This window comes from Pseudomonas sp. H1_A03, assembly GCF_054685145.1.
Genome location: NZ_CP162829.1, coordinates 3,718,430 through 3,729,561 on the forward strand (window position 1 = coordinate 3,718,430; position 11,132 = coordinate 3,729,561).

General features: G+C 60.9%; 12 protein-coding genes. 5 read left to right on the top strand and 7 right to left on the bottom strand.

Features of this window, described 5'->3' with window-relative positions; all coding sequences use genetic code 11:
- Positions 1–61 precede the first annotated feature (61 nt).
- Positions 62–919 carry a LysR substrate-binding domain-containing protein gene (locus AB4O35_RS17240; protein WP_065946340.1) on the top strand — a complete coding sequence of 286 codons (858 nt, stop codon included), beginning with the start codon at positions 62–64 and terminating at the stop codon, positions 917–919.
- A gap of 100 nt (positions 920–1,019) precedes the next feature.
- The gene (locus AB4O35_RS17245) at positions 1,020–1,727 is read left to right on the top strand and encodes a YebC/PmpR family DNA-binding transcriptional regulator (RefSeq protein ID WP_049712595.1); all 708 of its coding nucleotides are present in this window, start codon (positions 1,020–1,022) and stop codon (positions 1,725–1,727) included.
- Between the two features lie 116 nt (positions 1,728–1,843).
- Here the strand turns inward: AB4O35_RS17245 and AB4O35_RS17250 are convergent, their stop codons facing one another.
- The 4 genes from AB4O35_RS17250 to AB4O35_RS17265 form a co-directional block, all read right to left on the bottom strand.
- The gene (locus tag AB4O35_RS17250; protein ID WP_065946339.1) at positions 1,844–3,136 is read right to left on the bottom strand and encodes a protein kinase; all 1,293 of its coding nucleotides are present in this window, start codon (positions 3,134–3,136) and stop codon (positions 1,844–1,846) included.
- A gap of 39 nt (positions 3,137–3,175) precedes the next feature.
- A complete protein-coding gene (gene zapE, locus AB4O35_RS17255; protein WP_065946338.1) occupies positions 3,176–4,270 on the bottom strand; it encodes a cell division protein ZapE in 1,095 nt (364 codons plus the stop codon).
- A gap of 77 nt (positions 4,271–4,347) precedes the next feature.
- Entirely contained in the window at positions 4,348–5,085 is a 738-nt protein-coding gene (locus tag AB4O35_RS17260) for an anti-sigma factor family protein (RefSeq protein ID WP_065873476.1), read from the bottom strand.
- On the bottom strand, positions 5,082–5,588 hold the full coding sequence (locus tag AB4O35_RS17265) for a sigma-70 family RNA polymerase sigma factor (protein ID WP_049712599.1): 507 nt from the start codon (positions 5,586–5,588) through the stop codon (positions 5,082–5,084). Before AB4O35_RS17265 ends, AB4O35_RS17260 begins: the two co-directional genes overlap by 4 nt.
- A gap of 168 nt (positions 5,589–5,756) precedes the next feature.
- Between AB4O35_RS17265 and AB4O35_RS17270 the strand changes: the two genes are divergently transcribed.
- Complete coding sequence (locus tag AB4O35_RS17270) at positions 5,757–6,839, top strand: catalase family peroxidase (protein WP_065873475.1); 1,083 nt, start codon at positions 5,757–5,759, stop codon at positions 6,837–6,839.
- Complete coding sequence (locus AB4O35_RS17275) at positions 6,836–7,375, top strand: cytochrome b (RefSeq protein WP_083207197.1); 540 nt, start codon at positions 6,836–6,838, stop codon at positions 7,373–7,375. Before AB4O35_RS17270 ends, AB4O35_RS17275 begins: the two co-directional genes overlap by 4 nt.
- On the opposite strand, the gene AB4O35_RS17280 is transcribed toward AB4O35_RS17275, so the two are convergent.
- Entirely contained in the window at positions 7,277–8,548 is a 1,272-nt protein-coding gene (locus tag AB4O35_RS17280; protein ID WP_065881805.1) for an MFS transporter, read from the bottom strand. The two genes, AB4O35_RS17275 and AB4O35_RS17280, sit on opposite strands and share 99 nt — an antisense overlap.
- A 99-nt stretch (positions 8,549–8,647) precedes the next feature.
- On the opposite strand from AB4O35_RS17280, the gene AB4O35_RS17285 reads away from it, so the two are divergent.
- Entirely contained in the window at positions 8,648–9,100 is a 453-nt protein-coding gene (locus AB4O35_RS17285; protein ID WP_065890735.1) for a winged helix-turn-helix transcriptional regulator, read from the top strand.
- Here the strand turns inward: AB4O35_RS17285 and AB4O35_RS17290 are convergent.
- Both AB4O35_RS17290 and AB4O35_RS17295 read right to left on the bottom strand, forming a co-directional pair.
- Positions 9,097–10,248, bottom strand: coding sequence for a M14 family metallopeptidase (locus tag AB4O35_RS17290; RefSeq protein WP_065890736.1), 1,152 nt, complete (start codon positions 10,246–10,248; stop codon positions 9,097–9,099). The two genes, AB4O35_RS17285 and AB4O35_RS17290, sit on opposite strands and share 4 nt — an antisense overlap.
- A 465-nt stretch (positions 10,249–10,713) precedes the next feature.
- Positions 10,714–11,064 carry a DUF6124 family protein gene (locus AB4O35_RS17295; RefSeq protein ID WP_065910971.1) on the bottom strand — a complete coding sequence of 117 codons (351 nt, stop codon included), beginning with the start codon at positions 11,062–11,064 and terminating at the stop codon, positions 10,714–10,716.
- Positions 11,065–11,132: the final 68 nt, after the last annotated feature.

The following is an 11,132-nucleotide window of genomic DNA, read 5'->3' on the forward strand; positions in this document are numbered from 1 at the left end:
TTTGGCTTGTCATCAATCAAATTGTTTGTTGTTATGCGAGCTATCAGTGAGGCCGATAGCTATGACTCTGTTTCAATTGCGCGCATTCGATGCCGTGGCCCGCGAGGGCAGTTTTACCCGTGCGGCGGCGCGGCTGTTCATCAGCCAACCCGCGGTAACCGGGCATATCAAGGCGCTGGAAGAGCACTACCAGATCCCGTTGCTGCGGCGTACCGCACGTCGGGTAGAGGTGACGGAGGAGGGCGCGCGCCTGGCGGCGATCACGCGGGCGATCTTCGGCCTGGTAGATGAAGCGCAGGCGATGCTGGAGGCCAACCAGCAATTGCTCACCGGGCGCCTGGAAGTGGCGGCGGACGGCCCGCATCTGGTGATGCCGATGATCGCCAGCCTGCGCGCGCGTTACCCTGGGATTACCGTCAACCTGCGCTTGGGCAACGCTCAGGAAACCCTGGCCGCGTTGTTGTCCGAGCATGCGGATGTGGCGGTACTTACCGAGGTCGAACCGCGCAATGGCCTGCATTTGCAACCTTTGAGCGAGTCGCGGATCTGCGCGCTGGTGCCTGTCAGTCACCCCTGGGCGACGCTGCCCAAGGGTATCCGCCTGGGTCAGCTTAACGACGTGATCATGGTGCTGCGCGAGCCCAGCTCCATCACCCGGCGCACCTTTGATGACGCCTGCCTGGCTGCCGGTCTACAGCCCAAGGTGCTGCTGGAACTCGACAGCCGTGAGGCGGTGACCGAGGCCGTTGCTGCCGAGTTGGGCGTAGGCGTGGTGTCGTCGATGGAAGTCAGCCCGGACCCGCGCGTGTGCGCCGTGCCGATCCAGGGCGAAGGGCTGCTGAATCGCCACATGCTTGGTTGCATGGAGCGGCGGCGCTCATTGCGCTTGATCCAGGCATTTTTCGAGTTGGCACCCTGACGGTTTTTTGGTGGAACGATGCGTTCTTGCGCTATAAACTCTGCCCCCAAAGCGCCGGCCAGTAGACGTTTCGGCGCGATGGACGAAAAGAGAGTGAGTCATGGGCGCACAGTGGAAAGTCAAACATAAAGAAGCGGCATCCAATGCCAAGGGCAAGATCTTCGGCAAGCTGGTGAAAGAAATCACCATCGCCGCCCGCAACGGCGCCGACACCGCGACCAACGCCCACCTGCGTCTGGTGGTGGAACAGGCCAAAAAGGCCTCGATGCCCAAGGAAACCCTGGAACGCGCCATCAAGAAAGGTGCCGGTCTGCTCGGCGAGACCGTGCAATACCACCGTGTGACCTACGAAGGGTTCGCGCCGCACCAGGTGCCGCTGATCGTCGAGTGCGTGACCGACAACATCAACCGCACGGTGGCTGAAATCCGTGTGGCGTTCCGCAAGGGCCAACTGGGCGCCTCCGGCTCCGTGGCTTGGGACTTCAACCACGTCGGCCTGATCGAAGCCTCGCCGGACAGCCCGGACGCCGATCCGGAAATGGCCGCGATTGAAGCCGGGGCCCAGGATTTCGAAGACGGCGAGGAAGAGGGCACCACCCTGTTCATCACCGAAACCACCGACCTGGATGCTGTACAGAAGGCGCTGCCGGAGCAGGGCTTTACCGTGTTGTCGGCCAAGCTGGGTTACCTCTCGAAAAACCCGGTGAGCGGTTTGAGCGCCGAGCAGATGGCTGAAGTCGAAGCCTTCCTGGAAGGCCTGGACAACCATGATGACGTGCAGGATATGTTCGTCGGCCTGGCTGGCTAAAACGCGGTAAAAAATGTGGGAGCTGGCTTGCCTGCGATGGCGGTGTATCAGTCACTGGAAAGGTGAATGACACGACCTCATCGCAGGCAAGCCAGCTCCCACAGTTGGATTGGGTTTTAGCCCTGGTTCAGCAGCGCTTCGATTTCCTCGAAGCCAGGCCGTGCCATCACCTCTGGTTGACAGCACTTTCTTTGCAGCTCCCTCCACTGCGCGTTCACTCCCGACTCAACCCGCTCCAACAACTCCCCCAGCAACACCCCGAACGCGCGCACTTCAATCCGTTGCAGCGCTCTGGTTTCCACGGTGTCCGCCGTGGCATGGAACGACGCTGCGCCAAAGTCCCCGAGCAAACAATCCCCGGCTTCATTCCACAAAATGTTGTGGCCATACAGATCGCCATGGGTAATGCCATGCCGGTGCAAATGCGCGCCCACCGAGGCGATACCCCGCGCCATGCGCAAGGCCACTTCAACGCTAAAGCGCACGCCCGGTTCGTAGATATCCCGGGTGCACGAGGCCAGGCTCGGCAGGGCTGCAAGGTTGCGGTAGCTCGGGTCGATCAGGTCCATCACCAGTGCGGCCTGGTCATCGGGGTGGCCGATAACGCGGCCTTCAACCTTGATCAGGTTGGGGTGCAGCCCGGCAGCAATGCAGGCCTGCATTTCGTGCAGCGGTGAGCCGTCGCTGGTGATGGTGCCTTTATAGAGTTTGACCGCGACGGGTTTGCCTGACGGTTTCCACAGCGCTTTGCGGATAACGCCGGAAGCGCCTTCGCCGAGGACTTCGGCCAGTTCCAGTTCGGACCAGGGAATATGTGGTGTGGCGTCATCACCTGCCACCTCCATCGCCATTTCCACCGGGTTACCGGCATAGGCCAGCCAGGTCAGGCTTGGCAGGGCCAGTAGCCATTCCGGCAGCTGGGTGAAGCGGTTGGAGGCGATACGCAGCAATTCGAGGTTGTGGCAGTGGGTCAGGCTTTCCGGCAGGTGCGTCAGTCGGTTGCCGGCCAGCATCAGTTTTTGCAGCAATGGCCGTTCGCCCAACTCGTCAGGCAGCTCGCTGATCTGGTTATCGGTCAGGATCAGCCAGCGCAACAACGGCGGTAACGCGGCGGCAGGCACGTGGCGGATCTGGTTGGCCTTGAAGCCGATCATGCTCAGTCTGGTGCACTCGCCCAGGCAGGCTGGCAGTTCAGTAAAGAGGTTATTCGAGCAAAACAGCACGCGCAGGTGAGGCAGGCGGTGCAGGTCGTCGGGCAGGCTGCTCAGGGCGTTACCGCTGAGGTTGAGGATCTCCAGCGAGTCGGCCAGTTCGAAAATTTCCTGGGGGAATTCGGCCAGTCCGCAGGACAGGTCCAGCCGTGTGATACCGGCCAGTTGGCCGGCCTTGAGTTGGGCGAGGGTATTCATGAACGGCGCAGTCACTCGGCAAGGGGGCGTGAATGGCGTTCATGATACCGGGTCGCGCGAGCGTTGCGGGCTGGCCTGTTGCAATTGTCCGAGACGGCTGGCGGTGCGGGCGAGGTCGATGGCTTGGCCACCCAAGGCAATGTTGAGGGGCTGCTCGCCGATCAGAATCAGTTGCTTGTCCCGGTCGTAGAGTACGTCCACCAGGTTGATGAATCGCTGCTGCACGGCAATCGGGCACTCCGCCAGTGGTGGCAAGCCGTCGATGACCCAGTAATCGTAGTCCTGGCACAGCAGCAAGTAGTCCATCACTGCCGTCAACTGTTCGCACAGGTCGTTGAAGGTGAAGGCAATGGAGCGGCCTGTATGGCGGCGACATATCAAGGTTCGAGTGCCGACGGGCAAGGGCTGAGGCGTGCAGTTTACAGGAGGCAAACCGAGTGCTTCGCGCTGGCTCGCGGTCCCCGGCCAGACATAGTGACCGCTGGTAAAGCGTTGCGCGCTCCGAGTCTGGGGCAGGCTGCGAAAATCCTGGGGCGAGCTGACTTCCAGCACCTCCATACGCGCGGCGATCAGGTCGATCACCGGCTTGAAACGCTCGTGATACAGGGGGTTGGGTAGCAAGTCTTGCGGCGCATAGTTGGACGTTACCAGCACCAGCACACCGCGTCCGAACAGCGCCTTGAACAGCCGCGATATCAGCATGGCATCGCCGATGTCGTGGACGTGGAATTCGTCGAAACACAGCACCCGGCAGTCCGTCAGCAGTTCATCCAGGGTCAAGGCCAGGGCATCGTCTTGCCCGCGATGCTTGAACATGCCGCGATGCAGTTGGGCAAAAAAGTCATGGAAGTGCACACGTTGCTTCTCGGTAATCGGCAACGCCTGAAAAAAACCATCCAGCAGCCAGCTTTTGCCGCGCCCCACCGGCCCGTGCAAATACAGGCTGCGGGTGGGCTGGCCGGCCAGCAGGTGCTGGGTTTCACGGGCCAGCGCAGCAATGGCGCGGGTTTGACCGGTGCTCAGGGTAAAGCCCTGTTGCTCGGCTTTTTGCTGAAAAAATGCAGGGATGGGTGAGTCGTCGAGGCTGTCGGTTCTTTTACCGAGGAGGCGACGGATAAGGGGAAGCACGGCCAATGCAAGTCACTCTGTATTTCAGTGTTCGCTTACTTTAGGGCGCCCGCCGCGATTTGACCAATGCTGGACGTGGGCTTCTAGAACTTCAGCATCTGCGGGGTAGGCTGGTCCACGGGGCTGACCACCGCGTAGTTGTATCCGGCACCGGACCAGTATTGGGCCTGCAAGCCATCGGCGCGGCGGCTGCCACTGGGCAGGAAACCGTTATCCGGGCCCGGCGGGCGGATGTAGAAACTGATGCGCCGCCCTTGCGGGTCTTCGTAGAGCACCATGGCGGCGGCGCCTTGTTCCGTGGTGAGCAAGCGTCCGCTGACCGGCGTGAACCCGGACGCGCTCAAGTCGGGCAGGCGGTGGGCCTGGTTGAAGTAGCGGTCGAGCCAAGCCTGCATCGTGCCGTTGCCCTGGACTTTGTAGTCGGCGGGCATGATGCCGTCCTGCGCAAACAGGCGGAAGGCTTGCATCGCATCGGCCATCGGCAACAGGGGAGGCTGAGTGGCTTCACGGGCGTGCCAGCCACCCAGGCCACCGAGGCTGACGGCGATCAATAGCATGGCTGCCGTAGCGAAATGGCGGCGCGATTGGCGCTTGATGCGCTGGCGAATCAGTGCCGGGTCCAGGTCCGGGTTAGCCGGCTGTTGCAGGGCACCGCCCAACGCGGCGCGCAGCAATTGCGCGTCGTGCTGCCAGGCGTGGACCTGGGCTGCGACGTCCGGATGGGCCGCCAGATAGGTTTCCAGGACACGGCGATCACTTTCCAGCAGTTGGTGATCGACGTAGGCATGCAAATCGCGTTCGCTGGGAGGCAGGCTGATCATTTGAGTATCCGCAGGGAAGGGCTGGCAATTTCGCCATCACTGAGTTGACGCAGGGCTTGGCGTGCCCGGGACAGGCGCGACATCACGGTGCCGATGGGCACATCGAGGATTTCGGCGACCTCCTTGTAGCTCAAGCCTTCGACCGAGACCCACAGCAGCAGGGCGCGCTGCTCGGTGTTGAGTTGATCGAAGGCTTGCAGGGTTGACTGGGCGATCACCGTACGTTCGACCGACGGCTGCGCATCGTCGCGTCCGGTGAAAAATTCGAGCATGCGAGCGTAGCGCCGGGTGCGGCGATGGGCGTCGAGGAACTGCCGATAGAGAATCGAGAACAGCCAGGCGCGCAAGTCGCCTTCGACGCGTTTGTCGGCCCAACTGATGATCGCCCGCTCCAGGGTTGACTGTACCAAGTCGTCGGCGCTGCTGGCGTTACGCGTCAGGGACACGGCAAAACGCCGCAGCCTGGGGATGAGTTCACGTAACGGTTCGTCGAGTTCATGCATGGGGAGCTGGCTGTTCACTACGCTGGGACTAGAGAGACGTGCGGCGATGAAGGTTATTCCCCCTTGCGGGGAAATAAATCCAAGGCCAGGGAATAGAGCCGATCGGCGTTCGTCTTAATGCTCCGACCTTATGTTCACCCCTACGGCCTTGGGCCCTGGAGTTTCTTCATGGTAGATCACTCATCACCGCCCCGTCCCCCCTTGAGCACGGCGAGCCTGATCGCGCGCCTGGCGGGGATCGGAGCTGTGGTTGCGGTTGTGGCGGGGGCATTTGCCTACGTCAATGGCACCCTCGACCCACAGCGCCTGCGTCCGAAAACCCTGGTCAATGCCCTGGAAACCAACAACGGTGTCCACCCTGGCTTCCGGCGTAACCATGCCAAGGGCGTGTGCGTGGCCGGGTATTTCGAGAGCAGCCCCGAGGCGCGTGCCTATTCCAGCGCCCAGGTGTTCAACGAGGCCAAGACCCCACTGATTGGCCGATTTGCGTTGCCCAGCGGCAACCCCTATGCACCGGACAGCAGTGTGCCGATCCGCAGTTTTGCCGTGCAATTCAGCCAGGCCAACGGCCAGCAGTGGCGCACCGGCATGAACAGCATGCCGGTGTTCCCGGTGGGCACGCCTGAGGCGTTCTACCAACTGCTCAAGGCCGGTGCGCCGCAGCCTTCCACCGGCAAACCGGACCCGGCGGGCATGCCGGCGTTCTTTGCCGCCCATCCCGAGACTGCACCGTTCCTGGCGTGGGTCAAGACCGCCAAGCCTTCGGCCAGTTACGCGACCGAAACCTACAACGGCATCAACGCGTTCTACCTGGTGGGGGCCGATGGCAAGCGCCAGGCCGTGCGTTGGGGCGTAGTGCCGCAGAGTCAGGATGCAGCGGGTGATACTGCGCCTGCCGGCAGCGATTTCCTGGAAAAGGACTTGGTACAGCGCCTCGCTGTCGGGCCGCTGCGCTGGCAGTTGAACATGACCCTGGCCAACCCCGGCGATCCTTTGGACGATGCAAGCAAAGCCTGGACCGGCGAGCATAAAGTCATCAACGCCGGCACCCTGGTGCTGCAAAGCAGCCAGGCTCAGGCCGATGGCGATTGCCGCGACATCAACTTCGACCCGCTGATTCTGCCCAGCGGCATCGAAGCCTCCAATGATCCTTTGCTGGCGGCACGTTCGGCGGCGTACGCCAGCTCGTACCTGCGCCGCGCCGGTGAAGTCAGCCCGTTGCACAGTGCCCCTCAGGAGTCGAAGCCATGAATGCTCAACCACGGTTTTTCGCTCCCCTGGCGCGCCTGCTGCACTGGTTGATGGCGCTGATGGTCATCGCCATGCTGTTTATCGGGGCGGGCCTGGCGGCCTCGGTCTCGGAGCGGCATGAATGGTTGATCCACCTGCACAAGCCGCTGGGGATCGCGATTCTGGCGCTGGTGATCGTGCGGCTGGTGGTGCGCTTCTCCACGCGCCAACCGCCGTTGCCCGCCGACTTGCCGCTGTGGCAAGTGTTGGCGGCCAAGGCGTCTCACGTGGTGCTGTATGCCTTGATGCTGGTGTTGCCGCTGCTGGGCTGGGCGATGATTTCGGCGGCGGGCGACCCGGTGATGCTCAGCAGTTCAGTGCAGTTGCCGGCGCTGGTGGGGGCAAATGCGCCTTTGTTTGCGGTGCTGCGCAAGGCGCATGGGTTCCTGGCCTATCTGCTATTCCTCACCGTGTTGTTGCACCTGGCGGCGGCGCTGTTCCATGGGCTGATTCGCCGTGACGGCGTGCTGCAAAGCATGACCGGCAGTAAAGACTGAGACCGGTTTCGGGGGCAGTGTGGCCAGCCAGTAGATCAACGCCAGCAGGTTGATCGCCGCGCCCAGGCCGCACACCCCGATCCACCCGGCCCAGGCATACATCGCCGTGGCACTGACCGATCCCACCGCACTGCCCACTGAGTAAAACACCATGTAACCCGCCACCAGCCGACTCTGTGCATCGGGGCGTACCGCATAGATCAGGCTTTGGCTGGTGACGTGCACGGCCTGCAAGCCCAGGTCGAATACAATCACCCCCAGCGACAATGCCCACAGCGACGATTGGGTAAAACCGATGGCAACCCAGGAGAGCAGCATGAGCAGCAGTGCCGTGCCGCTGACCCATTGGGCGAAGCCCTTGTCGGCCAGGCGTCCGGCGTGCGCAGCACCCAGGGCTCCGGCGGCACCGGCGAGCCCGAAGAGGCCGATCTGCGTGTGCGAAAGCGACAGCGGTGGGGCGCTCAAGGGCAGTACCAATGGCGTCCACAGAACGGTGCCGGCGGCGAAAATCAGCATCGCCAGCACGGCGCGGTCACGCAAGACTTTTTCCTCTTTGAACAAGCTGAAAACCGAGCGGATCAACGCGCCATAGGTGCCGGTCGCCTGCGGTTGCTCGGTGCGTGGCAGCACTCGCCACAGTAGGATCGCCATCAATAACGTCAGGCCCGCCGATAGCAGGTACACCGAACGCCAACCCGCGAGGTCAGCCATGGCGCCTGAAACCGAGCGCGCCAGCAGCAACCCGACCACGATACCGCTGGTAACCAGTCCGACCACGTGCCCGCGCTGTTCAGGCGACGCCAGATGGGCCGCCAATGCCACCAGCACCTGGGCGATAACGGCCAGCAGCCCGGTGAGCGCCATGCCGGCCAGCAGCCAGAAACTGTTGGAAGACAACGCCACCACCAGCACGGCGAGCGTGGAAAGCAGCAATTGGGTGACGATCAGTTTGCGTCGGTTGAGTAGATCCCCGAGAGGCACCAGCAGCAACAGTCCTACGCCATAACCTATCTGGGTGAGGGCGATGATGATGCCAACGGTGGCGTGGTCCATGGCAAAGGTCTCGGCCATGGCGTCGAGCAGCGGCTGTGCGTAGTAGACGTTGGCCACCGACAGGCCACAGGCGATGGCGAACAGCGATACCACGGCGCCGCTCAAGGGGGATGACGACATGCGGCTTATCCTTTTCTGGTTTTAAAATGAAACCAGTTGTACGGTAAGGATTCCAGTTTTATATTGCAACTACATTGTTAGTCGAGTTCAGGCAGCCTGATGGTCAAGCTCACCCGTTTTGAAAATGCCGAATGCCCGGTGGCGCGTTCGTTGGATGCCATAGGCGATGGCTGGTCGTTGCTGATCATTCGCGACGCGTTTGATGGCAGCCGTCGCTTTGGTGAATTCCAGCGCAGCTTGGGGATGGCCAAGAATATTTTGTCCGCGCGCTTGCGCAGCCTGGTGGCCCATGGCGTGCTGGAGGTCGTGCCGGCGTCGGATGGTAGTGCGTATCAGGAGTACGCCCTCACGGAAAAGGGTCAAGGCCTGTTCAACGTGATCATCGGGTTACGGCAGTGGGGGGAAGGGTTTTTCTACGGGGCAGGCGAGGCGCATTCGGTGATGGTAGACCGCGCCCAGGGTGAGCCGCTGCGAGCGCTGGAATTGCGCTCCGCGGATGGACGCTTGCTGGGGCCCGAGGATTGTCGGCGGGTGCCCGCCGAGTCGGTTTAACGCAGCTCGTCGACGATATAGGCCACGGTGCTCAATACATCCTTGCCCAACTGCATCGAGCGTTTACCTGACCAACCGGTGTGCGGGTTGGGGGCGTCGTCGTTGTCCTTGAAGGGCATTTCAAGGGTCAGGGACAGGCAGTCGTATTGCTCGCCTACCGCGTTGCAGGCCAGGCTCATGTTGGCTTCTCCCGGCAGGTCGCGGGTGTAGCCGAAGGTGGTCTGGAAGTCGCGGGTCAGGCCACTCAAGTGGCTGCGGAAATGTTCTTCCAGCGTTTCGATGCGCGGGGTATAGCCGGGGTTGCCTTCACAGCCAGCGGTGAAGACGTAGGGGATTTCCTCGTCGCCGTGGATATCGAGGAACAGGTCAACGCCGTACTTTTCCATTTGTTGCTGCACGAACAGTACTTCCGGGCTGTTCTCTTGGCTGGCGCTCTGCCAGGCGCGGTTGAGGTCCTGGCCCATGGCGTTGGTGCGCAGGTGGCCGTGGAAGGCGCCGTCCGGGTTCATGTTGGGCACGAGGTACAGGTCGGCGACTTTCAGCAGCTTTTTCATCTCATCGTCGCCGTCCTGTTGCAGGCGTTCGATGATGCCTTCCATAAACCATTCGGCCATGTGCTCGCCGGGGTGCTGTTGAGCGATGATCCAGATGTTGCGCCGGCCTTCGCCCCCTTTACCCCGCCGTAGCAGTTGGATATCACGGCCTTCAACACTTTTACCGGTGGCCAGCAATTGGGTGCCCGTGCGGTTCAGGGCCTGTTCGATCAGCCAGTCATGACGCTCGCGGCTATAGGGTTCGAAATAGGCGAACCAGGCATGTTTTTCGCGGGTCTCGAGGCTGATATGCAGGATTTCCCCATCAAATCGCGAAGGTACCCTAAACCAATTGATGTGGTCGTAGGACGCCACGGCGTTGTAGCCGCTCCATGCGTTGGGGTAGGAGGACTGTCCCGCGTTGCTCAGGCGAAAGGTATGGGTGTGGCCCACATGCATGCCTTCGGCCTTGAAGTGGAACCACTGGTAATGCGCGCTGCAGGTATCGGGTTTGATTGCCAGCAACAACTGATAGGCATCGTGGGCATCCAGTACCTGGATATTGCCACTGTCGAAGTCGGTGCTGATTTTGATGGAGGTCAAGGCCACGGTCATAGTCTGGTTGCCTGAGTATGAGTGTTGTGGCGGCTATATTACACAGGAGTCTGGTAAAGACCGGATGCAAAATTGTTGCGAGAGGGAGGGGGCGTCGTCCTTGACGCCGCGGCAGCTTAGAATCTATGAGATTGATTCTCAAGCGCTAATTCGCAAAGATGTGGGCTGGAGCTACCCGCTGGCTTTCTTTTGGCGATGGTCTTTTGCTACCATGCGCACCATCAAGTAGCACACAGTCTTCATTAGCCTGAAGCCACGCCAGGGAAACTGGCAAAAAAAAGACCCGGCCAAAGAGCCGGGTCAAAAACCGTGATTAGCCTGATGAGGAGATATTCCAAGAGTCCGACCTAAGGTCCCTTGGTCTATCGACTGATCTCGCGATCAGCTAGGTCCAATAATAATCATTATCATTTGCAAGTCAAATGTTTTTATCCGTGGGATAGAAATATTTTTTCTAAGCGCCAGTTATTTGTTCGCTTGAGCCTCTGGCACCTGCAATGATCGCTCCACCATCGCCTTCGCCATATCGATCAAATACACCACTGAAAACGCCATGTCACGATGACTGCCCTGATGGCTGCTCGCTGATTCATAGGCCGTTGCCGCGGCGCTGCGCAACAGCTCCGAGGCGTGCACCAGGGCTTCCTCCTGGCTGATGCCTGGATTGATGGCGAACAAGGCCTCGTCAGGGGTTGATGCCGACATATCTTCTTTCAAGTAAAAGTCCAACGCACGCTTGGCGGCACCGCTGCTGCGCAGATCGTGCAATTCGTTGTCTTCCGGGATTTCAGGCAGGATAAGCGGGCTTGTCGTCATAAGGGGCGGTACTCTGGGTGGATGTCGAAAACCTTATGTCCGATGATAGTACGTATCGTATTTATGTC

Coding starts and splice junctions, on each gene's coding strand:
- AB4O35_RS17280 (WP_065881805.1), bottom strand. CDS start 8,548: ATGTCGTCATCCCCCTTGAGCGGCGCCGTGGTATCGCTGTTCGCCATC.
- AB4O35_RS17295 (WP_065910971.1), bottom strand. CDS start 11,064: ATGACGACAAGCCCGCTTATCCTGCCTGAAATCCCGGAAGACAACGAA.
- AB4O35_RS17245 (WP_049712595.1), top strand. CDS start 1,020: ATGGGCGCACAGTGGAAAGTCAAACATAAAGAAGCGGCATCCAATGCC.
- AB4O35_RS17285 (WP_065890735.1), top strand. CDS start 8,648: ATGGTCAAGCTCACCCGTTTTGAAAATGCCGAATGCCCGGTGGCGCGT.
- AB4O35_RS17290 (WP_065890736.1), bottom strand. CDS start 10,248: ATGACCGTGGCCTTGACCTCCATCAAAATCAGCACCGACTTCGACAGT.
- AB4O35_RS17275 (WP_083207197.1), top strand. CDS start 6,836: ATGAATGCTCAACCACGGTTTTTCGCTCCCCTGGCGCGCCTGCTGCAC.
- AB4O35_RS17250 (WP_065946339.1), bottom strand. CDS start 3,136: ATGAATACCCTCGCCCAACTCAAGGCCGGCCAACTGGCCGGTATCACA.
- AB4O35_RS17265 (WP_049712599.1), bottom strand. CDS start 5,588: ATGCATGAACTCGACGAACCGTTACGTGAACTCATCCCCAGGCTGCGG.
- AB4O35_RS17240 (WP_065946340.1), top strand. CDS start 62: ATGACTCTGTTTCAATTGCGCGCATTCGATGCCGTGGCCCGCGAGGGC.
- AB4O35_RS17260 (WP_065873476.1), bottom strand. CDS start 5,085: ATGATCAGCCTGCCTCCCAGCGAACGCGATTTGCATGCCTACGTCGAT.
- AB4O35_RS17270 (WP_065873475.1), top strand. CDS start 5,757: ATGGTAGATCACTCATCACCGCCCCGTCCCCCCTTGAGCACGGCGAGC.